Genomic DNA, 25,861 nt, shown 5'->3' with positions numbered 1-25,861 from the left:
GGAGACGAACTCCGGGAGGGAGTTCGCAACAGATCCCGGGAAGGGATTTGTTAGGACAGTAACCTAACAAATTGCCAAACGGGCGACAAGAGCCCAGAACGCTGGTATATAACGTTTCGGCCTCAGCGCTCGTCTCGTCACGAAGGTGCACTAACAGTCCCAACGACACTAAGATCGGAGCAGGAGGTTAAGGTACCCATGACCCAAAGCAGTGGAATCGACGTCGCCGTGTCGACCGTGATCCTCACCCTTCGGCGCACGGACGACGGCTCCGCTGTGCTGGCGCTACCTCTGGTGCTGCGAACGCGCGAGCCGTTCGCCGGCCAGTGGGCCCTCCCCGGCGGCTGGCTCACCGAGACGGAATCGCCCGTCGATGCTGCAGCACGGACCCTGGCGGAGACCACGGGCCTCACCCCCAGCTACCTCGAGCAGCTCTATGCCTTCGGCGCGGTCGACCGCTCCCCCACCCGGGTCGTGTCGATCATCTACTGGGCGCTGCTCCGGCAGGACGAGGTCGACGCACAGAGCGCCGCGCATCGGGCATCCGGTCTCGCCCCCGAGAACGTGCGCTGGTTCGATCTCGGCGACCTGCCGCCGCTCGCCTTCGATCACCGCAAGATCATCGACTACGCGCTCTGGCGTCTGCGCAGCAAGGTCGGCTACAGCCGCGTCGCACACGGCTTCCTGCCGGCCGAGTTCACCCTGGCCGACCTTCGAGAGGCCTACGAGGCGATCCTCGGCAAGCATCTCGACCCGGCCAACTTCCGCCGACAGGTCGAGTCCGCCGGCAATCTCCTCCCCACCGACCAGTTCCGCACCGGCAGTCACCGCCCCGCCCGCCTGTACCGCTACAACACCGACGTCGAGCTGGCCGATCACGGCCCCCTCGGCCCCGAGGAAACGAGCACCCGATGAGCATCACCTTCGTTCCGACCCCGGCAGTCCAGCCCCTCGACGCCTCCGTCGACCACGCGATCCAGTCGATCGTGGCGGGCGCATCGACCGATGAGACCTGTACGACCGACCTCGCCGTCGGCCCCTGGGACTTCGACACGCGCCCCGGTTACGGACCCGGGTCGTCGATGGGCGACGTCATCCCGACGGGGGCACCTCGCCAGGGAGAGCTTCCGGCGGCGTATCGCGAGGCGAGCGAGCCGGACCTCGACGAGCGCATCCGTGCGGCGAAGGCCACACTCGGCGACCGAGCCGTCGTGCTGGGACACTTCTACCAGCGCGAGGAGGTCGTGCGTCACGCCGACTACGTGGGCGATTCGTTCCAGCTCGCGACGGCGGCGAAGGAGCGACCGGATGCCGAGGCCATCGTCTTCTGCGGCGTGCATTTCATGGCAGAGACCGCCGATCTGCTCTCGGGCCCCGACCAGGCGGTGATCCTGCCGAACCTCGCAGCCGGATGCTCGATGGCCGACATGGCCGACATCGATCAGGTCGAGGACTGCTGGGAGCAGCTCGCCGATGTCCTCGGCGATCTCGACGCGCAGGACGAAGACGGCCGGGTGCCGGTGATCCCCGTCACGTACATGAACTCCTCTGCCGCGATCAAGGGCTTCGTCGGCAGGCACGGCGGGATCGTGTGCACCTCCTCGAACGCGCAGACCGTGCTCGAGTGGGCGTTCGAACGCGGCCAGCGGGTACTGTTCTTCCCCGATCAGCACCTCGGCCGCAACACCGCGAAGGCGATGGGCGTGCCGCTCGAGCAGATGCCGATGTGGAACCCGCGCAAGGCGCTCGGCGGCTCCACGCCATCAGATCTGGTCGATTCGCGCGTCATCCTGTGGCACGGGTTCTGCTCGGTGCACCGGCGCTTCACCGTGGCCCAGATCGACCAGGCGAGGGTGGACCACCCCGGAGTGCGGGTCATCGTGCACCCGGAATGCCCGATGGACGTCGTGGATGCTGCGGACGAGTCAGGGTCCACCGACTACATCCGCCGGGCGATCGCCGCCGCGACAGAGCCTACGACCTTCGCGATCGGCACCGAGATCAACCTCGTGCGCCGGCTGGCCGCGCAGTTCCCGCAGCACGAGATCTTCTGCCTCGACCCCGTGGTGTGCCCATGCTCGACGATGTACCGCATCCACCCCGGATACCTGGCGTGGGTGCTGGAAGAACTCGTGGCAGGGCGCACTCCCAACCGGATCACGGTCACGGCAGACGTGGCCGACCCCGCGCGGGTCGCCCTCGAACGGATGCTGGCGGCGAAGCCGCCGGTGGTGGCGAGCGCCCGATGAACGTCGTCGTCGTCGGCTCGGGCATCGCCGGCCTCACCGCCGCGCTGCATGCCCACGAGGCGGGGCACGCGGTCACGGTCGTCACGAAGGGTGCACTCGGCGACGGATGCACCGGATTCGCACAGGGCGGAGTCGCCGGAATCTACGGCCCGGCGGACTCGGCGGCCCAGCACGCCGCAGACACGATCGATGCGGGTGCCGGTTTGTCCGACGCCGCCGCGGTCGACGTGCTCGTGCAGGACGCCGCCGAGCGGATCGCCGAGCTGATCGCGCGAGGAGTCGCCTTCGACCGCAGCCCGGACGGCGAGCTGCTGCTCGGGCGCGAGGCCGCGCACAGCCACGCCCGCATCGTGCATGCCGGCGGTGATGCGACCGGTGCCGCGATCGCGCACGCGCTGGTCGCCGCCACTCGACGTGCACCCATCACCGTGGTCCAGGCCGCGTTCCTCGCCGACCTCGTGATCGAGGACGGCGTCGCGCGCGGCATCCGCGTGCTCGTCGACGGCGCTCTCTCAGACCTCGGGGCCGACGCGGTGATCCTCGCCACCGGCGGCGCGGGCCACCTCTACGCGCACACGACGAATCCGGTGGGAACGACGGGCGACGGCATCGCCGCTGCTCTGCGCGCCGGCGCGGCGGTCGCGGATCTGGAGTTCATGCAGTTCCATCCGACGATCCTCGCCGAAGGGCCGGCGTTCCTGGTCTCCGAGGCCGTGCGCGGCGAAGGCGCGACACTCATCGATGCCGACGGTCGGCGCTTCGTGTTCGACACCCACCCCGACGGCGAGCTGGCTCCCCGCGACGTCGTGTCCCGGGCGATCGCGCGCCAGGCCGCAGCTCAAGGCTCGCCGGTCCGTCTCGACGCCACGATGCTGGGCGCACGCGTGCTGGCGCACCGCTTCCCGACGATCGACCGGGTGACGCGCGAGCGCGGTTTCGATTGGGCCACGCACCCCATCCCGGTGACTCCCGCCGCGCACTACCTGATGGGCGGAGTCGTCACCGACCTCGACGGACGCACGTCGATCCCCGGGCTCTTCGCCGTCGGCGAGGTCGCCCGCACCGGCGTGCACGGCGCGAACCGCCTCGCCTCGAACTCACTGCTGGAGGGTGCCGTCTTCGGCGCCCGCGCGGCCACCGCCGTGGGCATGCCCTGGAGGTCGTCGCCCGCGCCCCTGCCCGCGGACACTCGCAGCGCCGCAAACGCCGGTACCGCCGGCGCTCGACCGCACTCGGACGGCAGCCCGTTCAGTCGCCCCGCGCTGCAGCGACTGATGTGGGATGACGTCGGACTCCTCCGCACGGACGAGGGGCTCGAGCGGGCTCTCGAGGCCGTCACCCGCTGGCGGTCCACCGCGTCCGCACCCGCCACGGTCGCGGAGCGCGAGGACGCGAATCTGCTCCTGCTCGCCGAGGCCACGGCATCCGCGGCCCTCGCCCGCACCGAATCTGTCGGCGCCCACTACCGCGAACCCGTCGCCTCGCCCCTCCTGGAGACCGTCTGATGCTCACTCACGCACTCATCACCCGCGTCGTCGGCGCAGCCCTCGAGGAGGACGCTCCGTGGGGCGATCTCACGAGCACGACGCTGCTTCCCGCAGACGCCACCGCGGCCGCCGACCTGGTCGCCAGAGAATCCGGGATCTTCAGCGGCGGCGAGGTCTTCTCCGCCGCCTTCGCCCTCACGGATCCGTCGATCACGATCGACGTGCACGTCGGCGACGGCGATCGCTTCGCGCCCGGCGACGTGCTGGCCTCGGTGTCGGGTTCGGCCCGCGGCATCCTCACCGCGGAGCGCATCGCGCTGAACTTCACGCAGCGGATGAGCGGCATCGCCACTCTGACCGATGCCTATGTGCGGGCGATCGAGGGGACCTCGGCTCGCATCGCCGACACCCGCAAGACCACCCCGGGCCTGCGCGCCTTCGAGCGTCACGCCGTGCTCTCCGGCCGCGGGCACAACCACCGCTACTCGCTGTCGGACGCTGTGATGGCCAAGGACAACCATCTCGCCGTGCTGCACCGCTCGGGTGCCGACCTGGCCACAGCCCTGCGCGAGGCGTTCTCCCGCCTGCCCCACACGACCCACGTGGTCGTCGAGGTCGACCGGCTCGATCAGATCCCGGCCGTGCTCGACGGCGGAGCGCACACCGTGCTGCTCGACAACTTCTCGCTCGAGGATCTGCGGGCGGGTGTGGCGTTGATCGGCGACCGCGCGCAGGTCGAGGCCTCCGGCGGGGTGAGCCTCGACACGGTCGGAGACATCGCCAGGACCGGCGTGGACGTGATCTCGGTCGGTGCGCTGACCCATTCGGCGCGCGCGCTCGATCTCGGCCTGGACGTGCGGATCGACTGACCCCGATGCTCTACCTCGATCACGCTGCGACGTCTCCTGTCCGTCCGGAGGTGCTCGACGCGATGCGTCCGTATCTCACCGGCATGTTCGGCAATCCTTCCAGCCACCACACCTACGGCGAGGCTGCGGCGAGCGCGCTCGACGATGCGAGATCGCGGGTCGCGCGTGTGCTGGGGATGCGCGCCGGCGATGTCGTGTTCACCGCCGGCGGCACCGAGGCGAACAACCTCGCGGTCAAGGGGATCGTGCTCGCCGCTCTCGCGGACGGCCGCCGTCATCTGGTGATCTCGCCGATCGAGCACGAGTCGATCCTGGAGTCCGCGGACTACCTGCGACGCTTCCATGACGTCGAGGTCACGGCGGCGGCCGTCGACTCGCACGGCCGGGTCTCCGCGGCATCCCTGCGAGCGGTGGTGCGGCGGGACACCGCGCTGGTCGCCATCGGGCACGCCAACAACGAGATCGGCACGATCCAGGACGTGGCCTCGCTCGCGGAGGTGACCCGCGCCGCCGGTGTTCCGCTGCATGTCGACGCGGTGCAGTCCGCGGGGTGGCTGCCGCTCGCAGGAGTCGGGGCAGATGCGATCGCGATCGCCGGGCACAAGCTCGGAGCGCCGAAGGGAATCGGAGCCCTCGCCGTGCGCGGCCGGGTTCCCCTCGAACCTCTTCTGCACGGGGGCGGTCAGGAGCGCGGGCGTCGGTCGGGGACGGAGAACGTCGCAGGGGCGGTCGGCCTCGCCGTGGCGTTGGAGCTCGCCGAGGCGGAACGCGACACCGTCGGCGCCCTCGTCGGAGCGGTGACGCAGCGTTTCATCGCCGCCGTCCTCGCGGCCGTTCCTCAGGCCGCGCTCACGGGAGATCCGGTCCGGCGGCTCCCCGGGACCGCGAGCTTCACCTTCGCGGGAGTGAGCGGCGAGGCCGTGCTGCTCGAGCTGGAGCGCCGGGGCGTGGTGTCGTCGAGCGGCTCAGCGTGCGCCGCCGGGAACGACGAGCCGTCGCACGTGCTGCTCGCCTGCGGCGTCGATCCCTCCGTCGCGCAGAGCTCCGTGCGGTTCACCTTCGGCCACGACCCGCTGCCCGACGATCTGCCCGACCGACTCGCCGCCCTCGTGTCAGAGTCCGTGCGCGCCGTCGTCGGCGCCTGAGAGGCGAGACGGCTGAGAGGCGAGACGCCCGTAGGCGGCCATAGACTCGGCTGGTGACCGCCCCCGCCCCGATCGTGACGCTGATCGTCCCCGGCCGCGACATCGCCGGCTTCGCCCCGGCCGCACTCGATTCGCTGCGCGCGCAGACCGAGAATCGGTGGCATGCGATCCTCGTCGACGACGGCTCGACCGACGACACCGCCGAGATCTTCGCTGCGGCTGCGGCATCCGATCCGCGCTTCCGTGCCGTGCGACATGAGGCGTCGCGCGGCCTCGGCGCCGCGCGGAACGTGGGGATCGATCTCGTCGACACCCCGCTCGTGGGGTTCCTCGACGGCGACGATGAGCTGACCCCCACCGCGCTCGAGCGTCTCATCGGAACCCTCACCGAGACGGGGAGCGACTTCGTCGCCGGTGCGTACGTGCGCTCGCGCTTCGACGGCGAACGCTACGTCCCTGGGCGCGTGCAGCCCTGGGTCGAGGCCGCGACGTCGCCGGCACGACTCGGAACCACGATCGTCGAGCACCCGCAGGCCAGCGCCAACATCGTCGCCTGGTCGAAGATCAGCCGCACCGAGCTCTGGAGCGATCTGCGGTTCCCCGAGGGGGTCGCCTACGAGGACCAGGTGGTCGCTCAGCTCATGTACACCCGGGCACGCGCTTTCGACGTGATCCCCGACACGGTCGTCCGGTGGCGGCTGCGGGCCGACGGCACCTCGATCACACAGGGCCGCGCGCAGCTGCCGGTGCTCCGCGACTACCTCCGCGCACTGCGGGGAGGTATCGGCGTGCTGTATGACGCCGGTGCGCATGCGGCCGTCACCGCACGCCTCGAACTGATCCTGGCGATGGATCTGCCGCCGCTCCTCGAGATCGCCGCCACCCACCCCGACCCGCGCTACGCCGAGGGCGTGGAGTCGTTCGCCGCCGAGATCCAGGCACTGCCCGAATACGCCGATGCGCGCCCCAATCCCGCTCTCACCGCTGCCCTGGCGTGGTGAGAGCACGCCCCAGGAGACACATGAACGGCTACCTCGCCGACCTCTTCTCGCTCGACGGCCGCACGGCGGTCGTGACCGGAGGCAGCTCCGGCATCGGTCGCGGCATCGCCACGGCACTCGCGAAGGCGGGCGCCTCGACCGTGATCGTGGCTCGAGGCAAGACCAGGGTCGAAGAGACCGTCGCCGAACTCACGGATGCCGGATGCCGTGCGGCGGGCGTCGTCGGCGACCTCAGCACTCGGGAGGGGATTGGTGCTCTGGCGGAAGCTGCCACCGTTCCCTTCGGGGAGCCGGACATCCTGGTGAACTCCGCCGGCATCAACATCCGCCCACCCTTCGCCGAGATCACCGAGGACGACTGGGACGCGACGATGACCGTCAATGCTCTCGCACCGTTCCTGCTCGGGCAGCGTTACGGCGTCGGCATGGCCGAGCGCGGATACGGCAGGTTGATCCACATCAGCTCGCAGCAGGCGCACCGCGCTTTCGTCGGCAGCGGGATCTACGGGGTGTCGAAGGGTGCGGTGGAGTCGCTGATGCGGTCGGAGGCCGAGGCGTGGGGCGGCACCGGCGTCACGAGCAACACGCTGGTCCCCGGGTTCGTTCTCACCCCGCTGAACGCCCGCCTGCAGGAGGACCCCGCCCAGATCGCCGCCCTCGCCGCCCGTACGATGATCGGTCGCAACGGCCTGCCTTCGGACTTCGCAGCGGCCGCCGTCTTCCTGGCTGGTGCGGGATCGAGCTACGTCACCGGTCAGTCGCTGTTCATCGACGGCGGCCTCTCGGTGCACTGACAGCAGCTCCGCGCACTGACACCAGCTCCGCGCGTTGACACCGGCTCAGCCCTCTGCCGGGTACACCCTCTCGTCGGCGCGTGGAGCGTCGAGCAGCGGCACCGACGCCGTGAGGGTCGCGACCGCATCCGCTCCGGCAGAGTCCTCCGGCGCACGGTCGGCCCGCCGGTCGGCGAGCGCGGCGCTGACTCCCCCGGCCACGGCCTCCTCGATGACGGCCTCGGTCTCGATCACCCGAGATGCCGCGACCTGCTGCGCGGCGAGCTCGGCATAGAGTCCGCCACGCGCGATGAGCTCGGTATGGGTGCCGGACTCGACGATCTGCCCCGCCTCGAGCACGTGGATGACGTCCGCGCCGATCACCGTCGACAGTCGGTGCGCGATCGTCAACGTCGTGCGTCCCTTGGCGGCCTCGTCCAATGCCTCCTGCACGACGCGCTCGGAGACGGTGTCCAGAGCCGAGGTGGCCTCGTCTAGCAGCAGCACCGGCGGATCCTTGAGCAGCACGCGGGCGATCGCGATGCGCTGCTTCTCGCCGCCCGAGAGCCGGTAGCCGCGCTCTCCGACGACCGTGTCGTAGCCGTCTTCGAATCCGGCGATGATGTGATGGATGTTCGCCGCGACACAGGCGGCGACCACCTCGTCCTCCGTCGCGCCCGGTTTCGCGTACAGGAGGTTCTCGCGGATCGTCGCGTGGAACAGGTAGGTCTCCTGCGACACGATCCCGACCTGATCGATGATCGACTCCTGCGTGAGTGTGCGCACGTCCGCCCCCGCGAAGAGCACGGCGCCGCCGTGAGCCTCGTACAGGCGTGGAGCGAGGTAGAGCACGGTCGTCTTTCCCGCGCCAGAGGGCCCCACGAACGCCACGTGCTTCCCCGGTTCCGCGACGAACGAGACGCCGTGGAGCGTGGGTCGGGCATCCGGTGCGGCATCGGGATAGCGGAAGACGACGTCGTCGAACTCGATCCGCCCACGCGGCCCTGGCGCCTCTGCGACGGTGATCGCATCCGGTGCGTCCTGGATCTCGGGGACGAGGTCGAGGTACTCGAAAATGCGCGCGAACAGCGCAGACGAGGTCTGCAGATCCAGCGAGACCCGCATGAGGCCCATCAACGGCTGGAGCAGCCGCGCCTGGACGGTGGTGAACGCGACGACGGTGCCTGCGGTGATCGCTCCGGTGCCGCCCGCGATCAGGTATCCCGAGACGAGATAGATGACCGCCGGCACGCTCGCCATGAGCACCTGGACGACGGCGAAGAAGCCCTGGCCGCTCATCGCCCTCCGCACCTGCAGCTTCACCTGGTTGCGGTTCTCCGCCTGGTAGCGCTGGGATTCGGTGCGCTGCCGGTTGAACGCCTTCGACAACAGCATTCCCGAGACGCTCAGTGTCTCCTGCGTGATCGAGGTGAGCTCCGACAGCGACTCCTGTGTCTCACCCGCGATGCGGGCACGAACCTGGCCGACGCGCCGCTGCACGATGATCAGGAACGGCATCAGCACGACCGCGATCAGGGTCAGACGCCAATCGATCAGGATCATCGCGACCAGCGAGGCGATCACCGTGACGACGTTGCCCAGGATGCTGGTGACCGTGTTCGTGAGCACGCCCGATACGCCGCCGACGTCGTTCTGCAGCCTCGACTGGATCACCCCGGTCTTCGTGCGCGTGAAGAAGCCGAGCTCCATCGCCTGCAGGTGCTCGAAGAGCCGTACTCGCAGATCGCCTGTGACGCTGTTGCCCACTGTCGAGGTGAGCCAGGTCTGGGCGACGCCGAGAACTGCGGAGACGAGGAACAGGCAGACCATCGCCGAGACGAGCCAGATGAGCAGCTGCAGCTGCGGACCGCCGCCGTCGACGGGGAACAGCGCGTCATCGAAGATGCGCTGCACGATCAGCGGCGGGATGACCGCGATGGCGGCGCCGATGACGACCAGCACGCCCGTCCAGAAGATGCGCCACCGGTATGGCCGGAACAGGGTGATGACTCTGGCCCCGAGTCCGCTGATCCGCGGCGCCTCGGCATTGAGCCGACGCTGCGCGCTCTCGTCCACGCCGCGGAATCCGCCGCGTCCGCCACCCATGCTCATGTCGCCAGCGTAGTCAGGGTGACGGACACCGGGCCGCCCGCGCGTTCGCCGGACCGTCCGCTGAGAGCGGATCCACACGGATCCGGAATGAAATGTCCGAAGCTGTGGTTACGCTGAATGGTCCCCGCGCACTCGCGCGATCTCCCCCCCTCTCTCAGTGCCTAGGAGGCCGTATGTCTGCCGTCGACACCGGTTCGATCACCACGCCCCCTGCGTCGTCAGGAGGGGAGATCTCTCGCAGCGACATGCGCGTGATCTGGCTCCTTCTCGTCGCTGCCTTCGTCGCCATCCTCAACGAGACGACGATGGGAATCGCAATCCCGCACCTGAACGCGGATCTCGGCGTCCCGCCCGAACTCGGGCAGTGGCTCACGAGCGCGTTCATGCTCACCATGGCCGTGGTCATCCCGACCACCGGTTTCATCCTGCAGCGCTTCACGACGCGCCAGGTCTTCATCGCCGCGATGATCTCGTTCTCGCTCGGAACGCTGGTCGCGCTGGTCGCGCCCGGCTTCGAGGTGCTGCTCGCCGGCCGCGTCATCCAGGCCGCAGGCACCGGAATCATGATGCCGCTGCTCATGACGACGATCATGAACGTGGTGCCGCCGCAGTCGCGCGGTCGCATGATGGGCCGTGTCGGTCTCGTCATCTCTCTCGCTCCCGCGATCGGTCCGACGATCGCCGGCGCTGTGCTCGAGACGCTGCACTGGCGCGCACTGTTCGCGATCATCCTGCCGATCGCCCTGATCTCACTCCTCATCGGCGTCAAGTGGATGACGAACCTCGGCGAGACCCGCGAGGTTCCGCTCGATGTGCTCTCCATCCCGCTGGCGGCCCTCGGATTCGGTGGCATCGTCTTCGGTCTCAGCCAGTTCGGCGGAGAGGGCGGATCCGGCGAGACCGCAGGCATCGTCGCGCTCGTCGTGGGCGCCGTCGCGCTCGCGCTGTTCGTGTGGCGTCAGCTCCTCCTGCAGCGCATCGACGACGCACTGCTCGACCTGCGCGTCTTCCGTTCCGCGAACTTCACGTTCTCGGTCATCATCATGACGATCCTCGCGCTGTCGATGTTCGGCACGCTGACCCTCCTGCCCCAGTACCTGCAGAACGTCGCGGGCCTCAATGCCCTCGAGTCCGGCCTCATCCTGCTGCCGGGTTCCGTGCTGATGGGTCTGCTCGGTCCGATCATGGGCCGCGTGTACGATGCACGCGGAACGCGACCGCTGCTGATCCCCGGAACGATTCTCGTGTCAGCGGCCCTGTTCTACTACTCGACCGTGGGCGAGCACACCGTGTGGTGGGTGCTGATCATCGTGCAGGCCGCGATGTCGGTCGGACTCGCGATGTCGTTCACGCCGCTGTTCTCCGCCTCGCTCGGATCCCTGCAGCGGTCGCTGTACTCGCACGGATCGGCTGTGCTCAACACGCTCCAGCAGGTCGGCGGAGCGGCAGGAGTCGCCGTGCTCACCGTGACCTACTCGGCGATCCTGCACGCCGGTGAGGCCGAAGGGCTGCCGACGGCTGCGGCCGGAGCACCGGGTGCGCGGATGGCGTTCCTGATCGCCGCGATCATCTCGCTCGCCGCCGTCGCGCTCAGCGCTTTCGTGCGCAAGCCTGCCGATGACATCGCCGGCGGAGTGCACGGCGGACACTGATCACCGCCACGGCGGCGTCTGACCGGCTACTGCGTCTTCGGCGCGGGGAAGTGGCAGACGCCGCCGCTGCAGTACCCGGCGGAGTCGTTCTCGAGCAGGTTCAGAGAGTCCGGCAGCGGCTGGAGCGCGGTGGGTGCGTCCTGCTCGACGGAGTCCTGTGTCTTGGCCATCATTAGATGCTACGCCTGCTCCGACCGGATGGCGCGGAAATCGACACGCCGATCGACAGCGGACGGACAGCCGCGCTCCCCTACGGTTGACGAGTGCTCAAACGACTCATCGCCCGCCTGTACTGGACGCTCAGCCGCTGGGCCCTCACCGCTGAGGGCACGCCCACCCGTCCGACGATCCTGATCGGTGCGCCGCACACATCGAACTGGGACTTCGTGCTGATGCTGGCCATCGCCTGGCGCCTCGACATCGAGGTGCACTGGCTCGGAAAGAGCAGCCTCTTCCGAGGATGGCGTGGTCCGATCATGCGCCGCCTCGGCGGCATCCCCGTCGACCGAGCGGACCCGGCCCGGGTCGTCACGGACGTGGTGGCACAGGTCCACTCGGGAAGCGTGTTCGGTCTGGTCATCACCCCCGACGGCACCCGTGGAGGCAACGAGTACTGGAAGTCGGGCTTCTACCGCATCGCTCGAGAGACCGGTATGCCGGTCACGCTCGGGTTCGTCGACCGCACCACGATGACGACCGGCCTCGGACCCACGATCGACCTGACCGGCGATATCCCGGCCGACATGGATCGGATCCGTGACTTCTACGCAGATAAGGCGGGGGTGCGCCCCGAACGCCGCACGGAACCGCGCCTGCGAGAAGAGAACCCGGCCGGCGACAGCTGACCGCGGCCCGGATCGATCATCGTCCGCCGCATCGACCTCCGCCCGAGCCTGGTGATCGATCGTCGTGCAAGAGCCTGGACAGCATCCGGCTTCCCCCGCGAGACTGACCACATGGAACCCGAGGAGCGGCTGCCTGCCGCCGAACGCGATGACCTGGTCGACGGACGCGATGAGACCCGCAACGAACGCGCCGACCGCAATTGGGAGGAACTGCTCCAAGAATTGCGGGTGATGCAGACCGGAACGCAGATACTCACGGGTTTCCTCCTGGCCGTGGCATTCACGCCTCGCTTCGAGGACATGGACGAGTTTCAGCGAGACGTGTACGTCGTGCTCGTGGCTCTCGCCGCGGTGGCCACGATCCTGGCACTCGCCCCGGTCGGCATGCACAGGGCGCTGTTCGGCCGGCGCCGCAAACCGGAGCTCGTGCGGGTGGCGGCGCGAATCGTCAAGATCGATCTCGTGGCTATCGCAGCCCTCACGATCGGCGTCACGACCCTCATCATCGACTTCACAGTGAATCGCGCCGCGGGGCTCATCGCGCTCGTCGCCTCACTGGTGGGGGTGCTCCTCCTCTGGGCCGTCCTCCCCCGCCTCGTTCGTCGCGAGGGCGAGCGAGGCGGGGCGGACGACCGGCGCTGAGAGACAGCCCCCGAGCGCTCAACGCCCGGCGGGGGTCCGGTTCTCGGCGCTGACCATCCACGCGAACTGCTCGAGGCTTTCGAGGACAGCGTGCAGGATGTCGGCCGACGTGGGGTCCTCTTCGTCGACGGCATCGTGCACGTCGCGGATCGTGCCGATCGTGGCCTCGAGGCGCGCAGTGATGAGGTCGATCGTGTCAGTCGTCGACACCTCACCCATCGGGAACGCCGGAAGCGAGGTCGACTCGGCGATCGTGTCCGTGCGTCCATCGGGCACGGCGTGCAGCGCACGCATGCGCTCGGCGACCGTGTCGCTGAACGCGCGCGCGGCATCGATGATCTCGTCGAGTTGACGGTGGGTGTCGCGGAAGTTGCGTCCGACGACGTTCCAATGGGCCTGCTTGCCCTGCAGCGAGAGCTCGATGAGGTCGACGAGCACGACCTGCAGGTTGGCGGCCAGCGTCGAAGAGGCGGTGAAGCCCTTCTCGGCGTTCTGGCGCCTCGTGGTCTTCGCGCCGCGCTTGGACGTGCTGCCTGTCTTGGACTTGGTGTTCTCAGCCATGGGATCCTCCTGGGGTCTGGCCTGCGACGGTAGTCTCCGCGGCTTCCGCGTTCGAGGGGGTTGACAGTCAACCGGTGCAGGCCTGATCGTGGCGCAGTGACTGAACCAGCGACACCCCACGACCAGACCGGCAGCGACGAACCAGAGGCGGCCATCGCGCCGATGACCGAAGCGGATGCCGGTGAGGTGCTCACCCTGCAGCGTGCGGCCTTCGTCTCGGAGGCGCAGATCTACGGAAGTGCCGACATGCCGCCGCTGACGCAGACGCTCGCAGAGGTCGAGGCCGAGCTTCGAGCGGGCAACGGACTGACTGCTCGTATCGACGGCCGTCTGGTGGGCGCGATCCGGTACGTCGAGGACGACGGCGTACTGCTCATCGGCCGCATCGCGATCGCGCCCGACATGCAGGGCGAGGGCATCGGCCGGACTCTCCTCGACGCGGCGGAGCGCTCGTCCGCGGCTGCGGAGGCGGAGCTCTTCACAGGCAGCCTGAGCGAGGCGAACATCCGCCTGTACGAAGCGTGCGGTTACCGAGAGACGGTAAGAGTGCCCGACGGCGACGGGACGGAACAGGTCTTCCTGAGAAAACCTCTGCATCAGGTGGGAGACCCCTCCGAACCGGGCGCGTCGGGTTGAAACGCGTCACCGGGTGGGGAATCGTGGCCCGGACACGCCGCACCCGCGTCGTGACCGCAACCGGAAGGAGAGTCTCGTGCTCACCCTCACCGATAACGCCACCGCAATCGTGAACACCCTCGTCAGCCGTCAGACCGACGCCACCGACGCAGGGCTCCGCATTCACTCCACGCCCGCACCCGGACCCGACGGCGGTGCGCGCCTCGCCGTCCTGGTCACGCCCGATCCCGAGCCTGAGGATCAGGTCGTAGAGGTCTCGGGCACCCGTCTCTTCCTCGATGAGACGGCCGCCGCCGCGCTCGACGACAAAGTCCTCGATGCCGGCGTCGACGACGAAGGCTCGGTGTCCTTCGCCGTTCTCCCGAAGGTCGCCTGACGAAGACTCCCCGGATGCCGCGGCTCATCGAGCCGCGGCATCCGTGCGTCCGGAGTGTGTGCGCCCCCGGCTCGCGTAGGTTAGAACCAGAGCCGCGATCGTCGTGGTTCGAGAAGGACCGTTCACGCGCATGAAGTTGGCACTGCTCCGTCGCTACGTCGTCCTCGCCGAGACGTTGCACTTCCCCCGAGCCGCGAAGGAGCTGGGCATCCCGCTGGCGTCGCTCTACACCTCGCTCGACAAGCTCGAAGCAGAGGTGGGCCACACGCTCATCAACCGTGAGGGGACGCCTCGCCTGACGAGCGTCGGTGAACTGTTCCTCGTCGAGGCTCAAGCCACTGTCGCCGCCGCTCCCCCGCCGGCCCCGAAGACCGCGGCTCCGGCGGGCGGTAAAGCCAGGGCGTCCAAGGGCAAGGGACGGGCGCCCATCGTCAAGGGGCAGCCCAAGCCGTACAAGAAGCGCCAGGGTCGCTGAGCTTCCGAGGCACCGAGACTCAGCGCTCTTCGACCTGTCCGTTCTCGACGCTCCAGCGGCGGTTCGTCTGCACCGCCTCCAGCATCCGACGGTCGTGCGTGACGAGCAGAAGCGTGCCGGTGTAGGACTCGAGGGCCTGCTCGAGCTGTTCGATCGCCGGAAGATCGAGGTGGTTGGTGGGCTCGTCGAGCACCAGCAGGTTGATCCCGCGCGCCTGCAGCAGGGCGAGTGCCGCCCTCGTGCGCTCCCCCGGTGAGAGATCGTCCACCGGCCGCGTCACGTGGTCGGCCCTGAGACCGAACTTGGCCAGCAGAGTCCGCACCTCGGCCGACGCCATCTCGGGTACGAGCGCCTCGAACGCATCGGCGAGCGCAGCCTCACCGACCAGGAGCGAGCGCGCCTGGTCTATCTCTCCGATCAGCACGCTGCTTCCGAGGGTCGAGGTCCCCTCGACGGGCGCCTGTCGCCCGAGGAGCGCGCGCAGCAGAGTGGACTTCCCCGCTCCGTTCGGCCCGGTGATCCCGATGCGGTCGCCCGCATCGACCTGCAGCGACAGCGGACCGAGCGTGAAATCGCCCTGCCTTAAGACCGCGGAGTTCAGCGTCGACACGACGGTGCTCGAGCGAGGTGCGGAGCCGATCGTGAACTCGAGCTGCCACTCCTTGCGAGGCTCCTCGACCTCGTCGAGGCGCGCGATCCGGCTCTCCATCTGGCGCACCTTCTGCGCCTGCTTCTCGCTGGACTCCATCGACGCCTTGCGCTTGATCTTGTCGTTGTCCGGAGACTTCTTCATCGCGTTTCGCACGCCCTGGCTCGACCACTCGCGCTGCGTGCGGGCACGGGCGACGAGATCGGCCTTCTTGTCGGCGAACTCGTCGTACTTCTCCCGCAGATGACGGCGGACGACCGCACGTTCCTCGATGTACGCGTCGTACCCGCCGCCATAGACTCGATGGGAGTTCTGCGCGAGGTCGAGCTCGAGAACCCGGGTGACGCTTCGCGCCAGGAACTCCCGGTCGTGACTGACCAGCACGACGCCACCGCGAAGCCCGCGCACGAACGACTCCAGCCGGTCGAGGCCGTCGAGATCGAGATCGTTGGTCGGTTCGTCGAGGAAGACGATGTCGAAGCGCGACAGCAGCAGAGCGGCCAACCCGACGCGTGCGGCCTGACCTCCTGACAGTCCCGTCATGAGTGCGTCCTCGGCCACGCGTCCGCCGCTCGGGAGGCCGAGGTCCGCCAGCACCGCGGGGATGCGCTCATCGAGGTCGGCCGCGCCGCTGGCGAGCCATCGATCGAGTGCCTGCGAGTACGTGTCGGCCGGATCCGTTCCCGCGGGTGCGAGGGACGGGTCTCCCAGGGCGGCAGCCGCGGCATCCATCTCCTGCGTCGCCTGGGCACACCCCGTCCGACGCGCGATGTACTCGGCCACCGTCTCACCCTCGACACGCTCGTGCTCCTGCGGCAGCCAGCCGACGAAGGCGTCGATCGGTGCGAGGGACACCGTTCCGTCGGCGGGAGCGAGAACCCCCGCGAGGATCCGAAGCAGCGTGGACTTGCCTGCGCCGTTCGCGCCCACGACGCCGATGACGTCACCGGGAGCGACGGTCAGGTCGAGGCCCTCGAAGAGGATGCGGTGACCGTAGCCACCAGCCAGATTCTGGGCGACGAGGGTAGCGGTCATCACACCAGTCTGTCAGGAAGCCATTCCGCCGACCGCACGGAAGAACAGCGAGAACCAGATGATGAAGAAGCCGATCTGAGCGAGCGTGCCGAGGATGCCGATCACCATCGCCCAGCGGGCGAGTCCGCGGCCGGCTTCGGCGTTGCCCGGCGCATCGAGCTGACGCCGGGCGAACACGGACAGGATCACGCCCGCGAGCGGGATCATGAATGCGGCGATGAAGCCGACGAGGGCGAGCACGTTCGTCTTGGCCGATGCGGCGTACTGGGTCACGGGATCAGGATAGAGCGCGACCCGCCCTCAGAGCGCGACCTCGTCGTGCGTGGCGATCGCGAACCGCTGGCCCGGATACCGCAGTCCTGAGAAGTACATGTTCGTGTGTGCGACGATCTGCTCTCCCGAGATCAGCACGCCGTCCCACTCGGTGTCGACGGTGGTGTGCGCGTCGCTCACGAGCGTGACGTCGTAGCCCTCCGCCGCAGCACGCTGCATAGTGGTGCGCACACAGAAATCCGACTGCGCCCCGGTGATCACCAGGTGCGTCGCTCCGAGCTCGTCGAGCGTCTCCCTCAGCGTCGTGTCGGCGAAGGAGTCGCGGTAGCTCTTGCGCACCAGAGGCTCTCCTTCGGCGCGGTGAAGTGGCGCCGCGAGCTCCCATTCGGGTGTTCCCACTCCGACGGGGTCGTGATGCACCCAGACCACCGGAACGTCAGCGGCCCGAGCGCGATCGACCAGCGCCGCAGCGCGCGAGAGCACACCGTGCTCGTCGTGGCATCCGGGCATCACCCCTGCTTGCAGGTCGATCGCGAGGACGACGGTGCGCTCACCCGAGGCCATCGGTTCAGTCCCAGTCCAGGTATTCCTCGATGATCACGCCGGTCTCGATCGGGTGATGCATCGGGAAGAGGTGATCGCCAGCGATCGTCTTGATGCTCGAGCGGTCGGGGATCGCGGACTGCAGCGCCTCGGCGTTCGCGGCGGGAGTGTCGGTGTCTTCGGTTCCCTGCACGATCAGCACGGGAATCGCGGGCGCCACCTCGATGTCGACGTCTTCGACACCCAGCAGCAGGAGTCCGTTCGCGCGGTCGACGTGTGCGGCGACCAGCGCCCGAGCGATGGTTCCACCGAATCCGTGCCCTCCGACCCAGGTGTCGTCGATGCCGACGTGGTCGATCACGTCGACGACGTCGTCGACGCGCTCGTCGAGCGTCGCCTCGCCGGCTCGGTGGCCGATCCGCAGCACATGGAACCCTGCCTCCTCGGCGAGGTAGTGTGCGGCGACGCCCAGAACGTCGGCCGCGAGCCCCTGCTCCTGGATCAGCACGAGCTTGACCGGCCCGTCGCCCTCATCCACGAAGGGGATGGCGCGGCCTTCTGGCTCGAAGATCTGGGTGTCGGTCATGGGCGCGCGGCTCCTCGTTCAGCGTTCAGGGGTCGTGTTCCAGCGTAGTCGAGCGCGTCTCATCGCGACCGTCGCGCTCCGCGCCGGAGGCCTACAGATGCGCACACGCAGCGCCGACTGCGGATCTCCTCGACCAGACTGGGACCGTGGACGATTGCGAGACCTGTGACTCAGCCGGGGTGCCGGGCATCGGCACGCTGCCGTGGGATATCGGTGCGACGACGGAGGCGTTGATCCGGAGGGTCGACAGCGGGAGGATGCGCGAGCTGCGTCATGACGTTCCACTTGAGGACATGATCGCCCTGCTCGAGTCGGATCTGAAGTACACGATCGTCAGCTTCGTGGAGTGCCTCGACTGCGGCCGCGTGCTCTTCTGGGGGCTCTGCATCCGTGGGAACCCCATCCTCCGGCATGCGGACAGGACCGAGATCGATCGTCGGCGGTGGAGCGAGGTGCCACCACGACGGCGATGGGCGCGAAGCTGACAGCATCCGCCCGTCCGCCGGCGCTGCTGCGGGCAGGCAGGCAGGCAGGCACACCGTGCGCCGCTAGAGGTGCCGCTTCAACCCGACGTGGGCAGTCTCATACCCGAGTCGGGTGTAGAAGGCGCGAGTCCGATCCCGCGCTTCGTCGGTGGTGATCTGTGACAGTCGCGCTCCCCGTGCCCGCCCGAACTCGTGTGCCCACTCGAGCATCGCCGCGCCCAGGCCCTGTGACCGTTCCCCTGGCGCGACTCGCAACCCCTCGATCTGCAGGCGGGTCGAACCACCGCGAGAGAGCCCCGGGATCACGGTCAGCTGCATGGTGCCGACGATGTGGTCGGCACTGTCGCGGACGACCCCCAGATAGTTGGATGCATCGCGAGCGACCGCGCTGAAGCCCGCCTCATATCGTTCGAGCTCGACGCCCTCACGATCTGGACCGAACTGGTCGTCGCCCAGCAGCGCTGCGATGGCCTCGATGTCTTCGCGGCTCGCGCGCTCGAGCCGGAAGGTGCGGCCCGCGACCTGAAGTCGCCCGCGAACCGAGGACCGCGCGTCCGCCTGCAACCTGGCGACGAGCAGATCGAGCCAGCCACCGACGTTGGCGCGAGCCTCGGCGGTGTCGGGATAACGGCATCTCAGGTGCAGACCGGACTCGTCCAGGATGAACCACAGCATGACACCGTCGGTGTCGGTCGCCGCGCTGACGTACTGCGCGTCGAGCCCGACGGAATCGATCCGCACGGGGAGTCTGCGCAGGTCGAGCCACGAGATCGCGAACATCCCGGGAGCCACGGGCATCCCGCCCCACGGCGCGAGTACATCTGCGAGCGGCCAGGCACCGAGCTGCACCGCCTCTTTCACCGCTGCCGCCGCCGCGTGCGGTTCGGCGAGCTCCGATTCGAGGACGGAGTTGGTGATGAACCAGCCGACCGAGTCGTGCCAGTTCTCCTCGAAGCGGCTGTGCACGGGAAAGACGGCTCGCAACGCCGTGCCCGCCAGCTCGCGGGTCACCGCAGTCATCGCGACGACCGCGCGTGCGAGGGTAGAGACGCCGTCGTCACGGGCTTGTGCAGCGAACGCGGCGGCGTCGTCGACGTCGAACACATCGCGCACTTCCACGCGCTCACGATGCGGCTCGGGAGACCCCAGCGACAGCGGGAACTGCGGCATGACGCCGCCGCTGTCCGCGATGATGGCCTCCCACCGCTGACGGACGCGATCGGGTGCGGCATCCCGATCCAGCAGTGCCTGCGTGTGTTCGACGAAGGCGGGCGCTGGCCCGGGCATCGGCTTCGCGCCGGCCCTTCCCGCGTCGAGCGCAGACAGCAGGTCGCGCGCGATCACCAGCATCGACCACATGTCGACGTGCGCATGATCGGCCGCGATCACGACCGTGAGCCCCGCAGCAGTCTCCAACACGCACAGCCGGTGAGACGGACGTCGGTACGGCGAACACGCGGCATCGAGGATGTCCCGCAACGCGTCGTTGACCGCCTGACCGGGGCCCACCTCGTGTTCTACCCAGCTTCCGGGGCCGACCTCGATCTCGTGAAGCTCCGGATCGCCATCCGCGCCGAGCGCGAATGCCGATCGCAGCGTGCCATGGCGAGCGACGACAGCCAACCAGGCATCGGCGATCGACTCACGACGAGTCTGTGCCGGCAGCCGGAAGGACAACGCCATCCACGAGCCGGGTCGATCGCCCGCCCCGACATGGAGTCGCTGATCGAACGACACGGGGAGGCGCCGTCCGAGCGCAGACGCGCTCACGTCGTACCCCCAGAGCCGTCCGAACGGGAGGCGGAGGTGCGTGACGTTGGTCAGTCGCATGGGTAGCACCTTATCGGCCCCAGATAACCTGAAAACTCCACGACTGCCCGACCCGACGCGGTCAGTCACCGATCGAGGAGCCTGATGCCCACATTCGAGGTACCCGGAGCCGAGCTGGCTGTCGCCTTGAGCGACGAGGGCGGACACCCGGTCGTCCAGCTGCACGGTCTCACATCGAGCCGGGCCCGCGACAGGGTGCTCAATCTCGACCTCGGTCGAGGACTCAGCGGAACTCGACTGCTGCGGTACGACGCACGCGGCCACGGTCGGTCGACCGGGAGGAAGGTCCCTGAGGACTATCGCTGGGAGAACCTCGCCGACGATCTTCTGCGAGTGCTCGATCAGTGGTTCCCGGGCGAGCGCGTGCACGGAGTGGGCCCCTCGATGGGCACCGCGACGCTTCTGCATGCTGCGACGATCGAGCCGGACCGCTTCATCGGGCTCACACTCATGGTGCCGCCCACCGCGTGGGAGACCAGACCCGATCAGGCCGCGATCTACCGGGCGGCGGCCGCGCTCATCGAAGCCGATGGTGTGGAGGCGTTCCTCGCCGGCACGCGCGGATCGACGCCGCCCCCGGCCACTGTCGCCGCGCCGGAGACATGGCCCGACGTCGCGGATGCCCTCTTGCCGTCGTTGCTTCGCGGCGCGGCGCTCAGCGATCTGCCGGCACCTGAGGACATCGCGCGGATCGATGTGCCGACGACGATCTTGGCGTGGGTGGACGATCCGGGCCACCCACTGTCGACTGCGGAACACCTCGCCCAGCTGCTCCCGCACGCGACCCTGACGGTCGCCCGCACCCCAGGGGACGTCGAAGGGTGGCCCGAGGTCTTGCGTCAGGACGTCGAGCGGCACGGCTAGACCGGCTGTTCGCGCCGAGTTCGCTCGCGACAGCGCTCTGATCGTCAGAGGTCGAGTGACACCAGTTCTCGCCCTCGCTCCGACAGCGCAGTGATATCTTCATGCGGTGAGGCCAGAGTTCGGGGATACCGCAAACGCGACTTTCGCCGTGACCATCGTCGTGGACATGCCGATCACCAAGCTCCATGCGCTGGACGTCATCGCTTTCGTGGCGGACAGTGCCATCGGAGACGCACGCACCGCGTCTCCTCGGGTACCTCTTTCGCCCAACGCCTGGGCAGAGGTGCAGATACCACGCTTCGCCGATCCGCCGCCGATCGCCATCGACGTCTGCTCAGACGCAAGCTTCGATGTCGCGCGCGATGCCGCCGACCGGCTTGCGGAGGCATTGGTGCAGGTCGGCTGGACCGTGCGTGCTCGACGTAGCGACCAGATCTGATTCGCGACCCGCGGCTTCGTACGAGCCGGTGCCGATCTCCTCAGCACTTGGGCAGGACCCCGCTCAGTTGTTGAAGCGGAACTCCACCACGTCTCGCGCGGACATCAGATTTCCATCCCGCGCCTGGTCATTTCGCCTTCCACGGCCTGTCGGCGCGCTTTCCAAGCGCGCCGCGTACTTGGGCTGTTGTGCCTGCCGTTGCTGGATGTGCGGGCCTCGCCCGAGGCCGCCCAATGAAGGATCGCCCTGAGACGATCCTCATCCGCCGTGCGCAGGTCCGATTCGAACGCGGCCTCGTTCTTCCACCGCATGTCGGCAGTCATCGCAGATCACCCCACCCGCGATTCCGACTGTCGTCGCCCGACCGCCGCCAGTGAGGTGAGATTGGAGAGGACCCTGCGCAGACATCGGAACCATCGCTCAGTTGTTGAAGCGGAACTCCACCACGTCGCCGTCCTTCATGACGTAGTCCTTGCCCTCGAGGCGTGCCTTGCCCTTTGAGCGGGCTTCGACGACCGAGCCGGTCTCGACGAGGTCGTCGAACGACACGATCTCGGCTTTGATGAAGCCCTTCTCGAAGTCGGTGTGGATGACACCGGCGGCCTGCGGAGCCTTCGAACCCTTGGGGATCGTCCAGGCGCGGGCTTCCTTGGGGCCTGCCGTGAGGTATGTCTGCAGACCGAGCGTGTCGAAGCCGATGCGGGCGAGCTGGTCGAGGCCCGACTCGTCCTGACCGGTCGACGCGAGAAGCTCTGCGGCATCCTCAGGGTCGAGGTCGATCAGTTCGGACTCGATCTTCGCGTCGAGGAAGATCGCCTTGGCCGGGGCGACGAGTGCCGCGAGCTCCGCCTTGCGTGCGTCGTCCGTGAGCACGCCCTCATCGACGTTGAAGACGAAGATGACGGGCTTGGCCGTCAGCAGGCCCAGTTCGCGGATCGGCGTCAGGTCGATGCCGGCGACCGACAGCAGCACGCCGCGCTCCAGAGCATCCTTCGCTGCAGTCGCGGTCTCGAGCACGACCGGCTCGATCTTCTTGCCGCGAACCTCCTTCTCGTAACGGGTGATCGCCTTGTCCACCGTCTCGAGGTCGGCGAGCATCAGCTCCGCGTTGATCGTCTCCATGTCGGATGCCGGGTTGACGGCGCCGTCGACGTGCACGACGTCATCGTCGGCGAAGCCGCGGACGACCTGAGCGATGGCATCCGCCTCACGGATGTTCGCCAGGAACTTGTTGCCGAGGCCCTCGCCCTCACTCGCGCCGCGCACGATGCCGGCGATGTCGACGAACGACACGGCGGCGGGGAGGATGCGCTCGCTGCCGAAGATCTCGGCGAGCTTGTCGAGACGAGGATCGGGCAGGTTCACCACCCCGACGTTCGGCTCGATCGTCGCGAACGGGTAGTTCGCCGCGAGCACGTCGTTCTTGGTCAGAGCGTTGAAGAGGGTGGACTTGCCGACATTGGGCAGGCCGACGATTCCGATAGTGAGAGCCACGGGGGTCGAGTCTACCTGTCGCAGATGCTCCGCCCCTGCGGAAAGGCGGGATCAGCCGTTCAGTCGCGCACGGCGCGGAACACGTGCGTGACGTAAGGAAGATCGATCGTCGAGTCCCCCTCGAGCCCGAGCTCGTCGAACAGCGCGTCCATCTGGCGTGTGATCTCCGCACGCTCGTCAGCGGACGCAGCGATCAGGTAGCTGCGCGAGCGCGCCATCTGATGCAGTTGAGTGCGCGTGATCGGACGGTTCCACTCCCAGCGCTGCGTCACTACCTGACCGAAGGGCGCGGCGATGCGCGGGCCCTCGGATTCGGGACCGTTGACCATGTTCTCGGCCGGGCTGCTGTGCATGACGTCGGTGAGCCGCCGCACCCACTCGGTGCGCTCGTCGCGGATGTTCCAGATGAGACCCAGCACTCCCCCGCTGCGGACGACCCGCCCCAGCTCCGCGGACGCGGCGATCGGCTCCACCCAGTGCCACGCCTGACCGAGGACCGCCGCGTCGAGGCTCGCGTCCGGCAGGGGCATCCGCTCCGCCGATCCCTGGAAGGTGGGCACTCCGGGAACGCTCTGTCGCAGCGCGGCGAGCATCGCCGCATCCGGATCCACGGCGACGATCTCCGCACCCGGCGCATGGCCGAGCACCCGAGTGAGCTTTCCGGTGCCGGCGCCGACGTCGGCGATGCGGCGCGAATCGGCCGGCATCCGCTCGAGCATCCACGCGACAGCCTCGAACGGATACTCCGGCCTTCCAGCCTCGTAGTTCGCGGCCTCCGCGCCGAAGGATGTCGCCCTGTCTGCACTCATATCGCCAGCCTACGGCGAGTCCTCCTCGGGCGTCATCGACACCGGGAGAGAGTGGGACCGTGCCACTGGACTTCACCGCGATCGACTTCGAAACCGCGAACTCCAGCCCCGCCTCCGCGTGCTCAGTCGGACTCGTGCGAGTGCGCGACGGCCAGGTCGTCGCCACGGCAGGGTGGCTGATCCGTCCGCCCGTCGGCCACGACGAGTTCCAGGAGTGGAACACCAAGATCCACGGCATCCGCGCGCAGGATGTCATCTCGGCCGCCACCTGGGCCGACCAGTTCGATCGTCTGTGCGCCTTCGCCGGCGCCGACGTGCTGGTCGCCCACAACGCGGGCTTCGACCTGAACGTCCTGCGCCGCGCATCGGAGGTCACCGGCGGAGACTGCCCGCCGTACCGCTCGCTGTGCAGCCTGCAGGTCGCACGCAAGACCTATGAGCTCGAGTCCTACCGTCTTCCGAAGGCCGCAGAGGCTGCGGGCTTCACCGGTTTCTCGCACCACGATGCGCTCGCAGACGCCCTCGCCTGCGCCCAAATCATCATGGATGCCGCACGACGACACGATGCTACGGACGTGTTCGACCTGGCTGCAGCACTCCGACTGCGTGTGACCGAACCTGTCGTCGCCACCCCGGAGCGCGCTGTCGCCTGAGTCGCAGCGGACGAATGTCCGAGGCCGAGCGCATCATGGAGCACATGGATGCTCTGACGATGGTTCTGCTGCTGGTCGCCCTGGTGGCCGGCGCTGCGGTGGGCTGGTTCCTCCGCGCCTCGCGTGGCGCTGCCGATCTCGCCCGAGCGCAGGCCGAATTGGCAGCCGCGAGAGACGACCGCGATCGGCAGTACGACCTGTATCGGGATGCCGTCGAGCACGCCCGGATCGAACAGCGCGCCGAGGCGCAGCGGGTGCAGCAGCAGAACGCCGTGCTCACGGCTCTCGCGCCGGTGCGCGAGAGCCTGCAGCAGATGCAGCAGAAGGTGTCGGCGATCGAGCAGGAGCGCCATGCGCAGTTCGGGTCGCTCGCCGAGCAGCTGAGGCGCGCACAGGAGTCGGATGAAGCGCTGCGGGCGACGACGGAGTCCCTCGCCGGTGCGCTCAAGTCGACCGCCACGCGCGGCGTGTGGGGCGAGACTCAGCTTCGCCGCGTGGTCGAGGCCGCGGGACTGACCAGGCACGTGGATTTCGATCTCCAGTCGACCATCTCCTCCGACCGCGGCCAGGGTCGCCCCGACATGGTGATCCGGCTGGCGGGCGGCACGTCGATCGCGGTCGACGCGAAGGTCCCGCTGGATGCCTATCTCGAGGCCTCGGCGCTGCCGATCGGTGACGCCCATGAAGCGCAGCGCCGGGTGCACATGCAGAAGCACGTCAAGGCGGTGCGTGCCCATATCGACGCGCTCGCCAAGAAGGCGTACTGGTCGGGGCTCGACGCCAGCCCCGAGTTCGTCATCTGCTTCCTGCCGAGCGAGTCGCTGCTGGCCGCGGCCATCGACGAGGATCCGACTCTGCTCGACTACGCCTTCAGCAAGCGGGTCGCCCTCGCGTCCCCCGTGAACCTGTGGGCGGTGCTGAAGACCGTCGCCTACACCTGGACGCAGCAGGAGGTCTCCACCGAGGCGCGATCTCTGCTGAACCTCGGCACCCAGCTGTACGACCGACTGGGAGTGCTTGCCGGTCACGCCGACGACCTCCGTCGAGCGCTGGAACGCACCGTTGACAGCTATAACCGCTTCGCTGGCTCGCTCGAGAGCAGAGTGCTCGTGACGGCGCGGCAGTTCCCCGGCATCAGCGCGACGACGCTCGACTCCGCTCCCCCGACGATCACAGCTCAGACGCGCAGGTTCACGGCCGAGGAACTCGTCGAGAAGACGAAGCTCGTCGAGAAAACGGAGCTCGTCGAGAACGCCGAACAGCAGGGCTCAGGGCTTCTGGCAGACGTCGGCGAGATCCGATCGCGCCTGATCGGTCACGACGCAGCCGACCCCACGGACTCCGAATCGAACGGATCCGAGACGATGAAGCGCTGAGC

At 68.4% G+C, this 25,861-nt stretch carries 29 protein-coding genes; 18 read left to right on the top strand and 11 right to left on the bottom strand.

Annotated elements, in window-relative coordinates:
* Positions 1-198 precede the first annotated feature (198 nt).
* Genes ASF63_RS01645 through ASF63_RS01615 form a run of 7 tightly spaced genes read left to right on the top strand, consistent with a single transcriptional unit; the run spans position 199 to position 7,545 of the window.
* The gene (locus ASF63_RS01645; RefSeq protein WP_056508761.1) at positions 199-915 is read left to right on the top strand and encodes an NUDIX hydrolase; all 717 of its coding nucleotides are present in this window, start codon (positions 199-201) and stop codon (positions 913-915) included.
* Positions 912-2,249, top strand: coding sequence for a quinolinate synthase NadA (gene nadA / locus ASF63_RS01640; protein ID WP_056508759.1), 1,338 nt, complete (start codon positions 912-914; stop codon positions 2,247-2,249). Before ASF63_RS01645 ends, nadA begins: the two co-directional genes overlap by 4 nt.
* On the top strand, positions 2,246-3,754 hold the full coding sequence (nadB, locus tag ASF63_RS01635; protein WP_056508757.1) for an L-aspartate oxidase: 1,509 nt from the start codon (positions 2,246-2,248) through the stop codon (positions 3,752-3,754). Before nadA ends, nadB begins: the two co-directional genes overlap by 4 nt.
* A complete protein-coding gene (nadC, locus tag ASF63_RS01630; protein ID WP_056508755.1) occupies positions 3,754-4,605 on the top strand; it encodes a carboxylating nicotinate-nucleotide diphosphorylase in 852 nt (283 codons plus the stop codon). The genes nadB and nadC overlap by 1 nt, the downstream gene beginning before the upstream one ends.
* A gap of 5 nt (positions 4,606-4,610) precedes the next feature.
* Positions 4,611-5,750, top strand: a complete 1,140-nt coding sequence (locus tag ASF63_RS01625; RefSeq protein WP_056508753.1) for a cysteine desulfurase family protein — start codon at positions 4,611-4,613, stop codon at positions 5,748-5,750.
* A gap of 53 nt (positions 5,751-5,803) precedes the next feature.
* Entirely contained in the window at positions 5,804-6,751 is a 948-nt protein-coding gene (locus tag ASF63_RS01620; RefSeq protein ID WP_056508751.1) for a glycosyltransferase family 2 protein, read from the top strand.
* A gap of 20 nt (positions 6,752-6,771) precedes the next feature.
* Positions 6,772-7,545 carry an SDR family NAD(P)-dependent oxidoreductase gene (locus ASF63_RS01615; protein ID WP_056508749.1) on the top strand — a complete coding sequence of 258 codons (774 nt, stop codon included), beginning with the start codon at positions 6,772-6,774 and terminating at the stop codon, positions 7,543-7,545.
* 45 nt (positions 7,546-7,590) lie between these two features.
* Here the strand turns inward: ASF63_RS01615 and ASF63_RS01610 are convergent, their stop codons facing one another.
* Positions 7,591-9,636, bottom strand: coding sequence for an ABC transporter ATP-binding protein (locus tag ASF63_RS01610; protein WP_056508747.1), 2,046 nt, complete (start codon positions 9,634-9,636; stop codon positions 7,591-7,593).
* A 173-nt stretch (positions 9,637-9,809) separates the two neighbouring features.
* Here ASF63_RS01610 and ASF63_RS01605 point away from each other — a divergent pair, with 173 nt between their 5' ends.
* Positions 9,810-11,288: a DHA2 family efflux MFS transporter permease subunit gene (locus ASF63_RS01605; RefSeq protein WP_056508745.1), complete on the top strand. Its 1,479-nt coding sequence runs from the start codon at positions 9,810-9,812 to the stop codon at positions 11,286-11,288.
* 26 nt (positions 11,289-11,314) lie between these two features.
* Here the strand turns inward: ASF63_RS01605 and ASF63_RS19265 are convergent, their stop codons facing one another.
* Complete coding sequence (locus ASF63_RS19265; RefSeq protein ID WP_200933952.1) at positions 11,315-11,458, bottom strand: hypothetical protein; 144 nt, start codon at positions 11,456-11,458, stop codon at positions 11,315-11,317.
* Positions 11,459-11,551: 93 nt separating this feature from the next.
* Here ASF63_RS19265 and ASF63_RS01600 point away from each other — a divergent pair, with 93 nt between their 5' ends.
* Both ASF63_RS01600 and ASF63_RS01595 read left to right on the top strand, forming a co-directional pair.
* Positions 11,552-12,133, top strand: a complete 582-nt coding sequence (locus ASF63_RS01600; RefSeq protein WP_056508743.1) for a 1-acyl-sn-glycerol-3-phosphate acyltransferase — start codon at positions 11,552-11,554, stop codon at positions 12,131-12,133.
* Between the two features lie 111 nt (positions 12,134-12,244).
* Positions 12,245-12,775, top strand: a complete 531-nt coding sequence (locus tag ASF63_RS01595; protein ID WP_056508741.1) for a DUF6328 family protein — start codon at positions 12,245-12,247, stop codon at positions 12,773-12,775.
* A gap of 18 nt (positions 12,776-12,793) precedes the next feature.
* Here the strand turns inward: ASF63_RS01595 and ASF63_RS01590 are convergent, their stop codons facing one another.
* Positions 12,794-13,336, bottom strand: a complete 543-nt coding sequence (locus ASF63_RS01590; protein WP_056508739.1) for a Dps family protein — start codon at positions 13,334-13,336, stop codon at positions 12,794-12,796.
* A 162-nt stretch (positions 13,337-13,498) separates the two neighbouring features.
* On the opposite strand from ASF63_RS01590, the gene ASF63_RS01585 reads away from it, so the two are divergent.
* The 3 genes from ASF63_RS01585 to ASF63_RS01575 all read left to right on the top strand — a co-directional run bounded on the left by ASF63_RS01585 (position 13,499) and on the right by ASF63_RS01575 (position 14,823).
* Positions 13,499-13,972 (top strand): GNAT family N-acetyltransferase, encoded by a 474-nt coding sequence (locus ASF63_RS01585; protein ID WP_056508737.1) that lies wholly within the window; start codon positions 13,499-13,501, stop codon positions 13,970-13,972.
* Positions 13,973-14,048: 76 nt separating this feature from the next.
* The gene (locus ASF63_RS01580; protein WP_056508735.1) at positions 14,049-14,348 is read left to right on the top strand and encodes a hypothetical protein; all 300 of its coding nucleotides are present in this window, start codon (positions 14,049-14,051) and stop codon (positions 14,346-14,348) included.
* 130 nt (positions 14,349-14,478) lie between these two features.
* A complete protein-coding gene (locus ASF63_RS01575; RefSeq protein ID WP_056508732.1) occupies positions 14,479-14,823 on the top strand; it encodes a LysR family transcriptional regulator in 345 nt (114 codons plus the stop codon).
* 19 nt (positions 14,824-14,842) lie between these two features.
* Here the strand turns inward: ASF63_RS01575 and ASF63_RS01570 are convergent, their stop codons facing one another.
* The 4 genes from ASF63_RS01570 to ASF63_RS01555 are packed head-to-tail and all read right to left on the bottom strand — an operon-like array spanning position 14,843 to position 17,909.
* On the bottom strand, positions 14,843-16,507 hold the full coding sequence (locus tag ASF63_RS01570) for an ABC-F family ATP-binding cassette domain-containing protein (protein ID WP_056508729.1): 1,665 nt from the start codon (positions 16,505-16,507) through the stop codon (positions 14,843-14,845).
* Positions 16,508-16,519: 12 nt separating this feature from the next.
* Positions 16,520-16,780 carry a hypothetical protein gene (locus ASF63_RS01565; RefSeq protein WP_056508726.1) on the bottom strand — a complete coding sequence of 87 codons (261 nt, stop codon included), beginning with the start codon at positions 16,778-16,780 and terminating at the stop codon, positions 16,520-16,522.
* A 27-nt stretch (positions 16,781-16,807) separates the two neighbouring features.
* A complete protein-coding gene (locus tag ASF63_RS01560; RefSeq protein WP_056508724.1) occupies positions 16,808-17,344 on the bottom strand; it encodes an isochorismatase family protein in 537 nt (178 codons plus the stop codon).
* A 4-nt stretch (positions 17,345-17,348) separates the two neighbouring features.
* Positions 17,349-17,909 (bottom strand): alpha/beta fold hydrolase, encoded by a 561-nt coding sequence (locus ASF63_RS01555; protein WP_056508722.1) that lies wholly within the window; start codon positions 17,907-17,909, stop codon positions 17,349-17,351.
* A gap of 146 nt (positions 17,910-18,055) precedes the next feature.
* On the opposite strand from ASF63_RS01555, the gene ASF63_RS01550 reads away from it, so the two are divergent.
* A complete protein-coding gene (locus ASF63_RS01550; RefSeq protein ID WP_056508720.1) occupies positions 18,056-18,394 on the top strand; it encodes a hypothetical protein in 339 nt (112 codons plus the stop codon).
* Between the two features lie 63 nt (positions 18,395-18,457).
* Here the strand turns inward: ASF63_RS01550 and ASF63_RS01545 are convergent, their stop codons facing one another.
* Positions 18,458-20,224, bottom strand: a complete 1,767-nt coding sequence (locus ASF63_RS01545; RefSeq protein WP_056508718.1) for a GNAT family N-acetyltransferase — start codon at positions 20,222-20,224, stop codon at positions 18,458-18,460.
* 84 nt (positions 20,225-20,308) lie between these two features.
* Here ASF63_RS01545 and ASF63_RS01540 point away from each other — a divergent pair, with 84 nt between their 5' ends.
* The gene (locus ASF63_RS01540; RefSeq protein WP_056508717.1) at positions 20,309-21,088 is read left to right on the top strand and encodes an alpha/beta fold hydrolase; all 780 of its coding nucleotides are present in this window, start codon (positions 20,309-20,311) and stop codon (positions 21,086-21,088) included.
* Between the two features lie 148 nt (positions 21,089-21,236).
* Positions 21,237-21,527 (top strand): hypothetical protein, encoded by a 291-nt coding sequence (locus tag ASF63_RS01535; RefSeq protein WP_235560661.1) that lies wholly within the window; start codon positions 21,237-21,239, stop codon positions 21,525-21,527.
* A gap of 104 nt (positions 21,528-21,631) precedes the next feature.
* On the opposite strand, the gene ASF63_RS01530 is transcribed toward ASF63_RS01535, so the two are convergent.
* From ASF63_RS01530 to ASF63_RS01520, 3 genes are all read right to left on the bottom strand, one after another.
* Positions 21,632-21,850, bottom strand: coding sequence for a hypothetical protein (locus ASF63_RS01530; RefSeq protein ID WP_056508715.1), 219 nt, complete (start codon positions 21,848-21,850; stop codon positions 21,632-21,634).
* A gap of 97 nt (positions 21,851-21,947) precedes the next feature.
* Positions 21,948-23,021 (bottom strand): redox-regulated ATPase YchF, encoded by a 1,074-nt coding sequence (ychF, locus tag ASF63_RS01525; RefSeq protein WP_056508713.1) that lies wholly within the window; start codon positions 23,019-23,021, stop codon positions 21,948-21,950.
* A gap of 59 nt (positions 23,022-23,080) precedes the next feature.
* Positions 23,081-23,830 (bottom strand): class I SAM-dependent methyltransferase, encoded by a 750-nt coding sequence (locus ASF63_RS01520; protein WP_056508711.1) that lies wholly within the window; start codon positions 23,828-23,830, stop codon positions 23,081-23,083.
* Between the two features lie 59 nt (positions 23,831-23,889).
* On the opposite strand from ASF63_RS01520, the gene ASF63_RS01515 reads away from it, so the two are divergent.
* Positions 23,890-24,483, top strand: a complete 594-nt coding sequence (locus ASF63_RS01515) for an exonuclease domain-containing protein (protein WP_056508708.1) — start codon at positions 23,890-23,892, stop codon at positions 24,481-24,483.
* A gap of 44 nt (positions 24,484-24,527) precedes the next feature.
* Positions 24,528-25,859 (top strand): DNA recombination protein RmuC, encoded by a 1,332-nt coding sequence (locus ASF63_RS01510; RefSeq protein ID WP_056510122.1) that lies wholly within the window; start codon positions 24,528-24,530, stop codon positions 25,857-25,859.
* The last annotated feature ends 2 nt before the right edge of the window (positions 25,860-25,861 follow it).

Source organism: Microbacterium sp. Leaf320 (assembly GCF_001423485.1).
In the GTDB taxonomy this organism is placed as follows: domain Bacteria; phylum Actinomycetota; class Actinomycetes; order Actinomycetales; family Microbacteriaceae; genus Microbacterium.
Note: the sequence above shows the minus strand (reverse complement) of the source record. Positions and strands in the feature narration are given on the sequence as shown.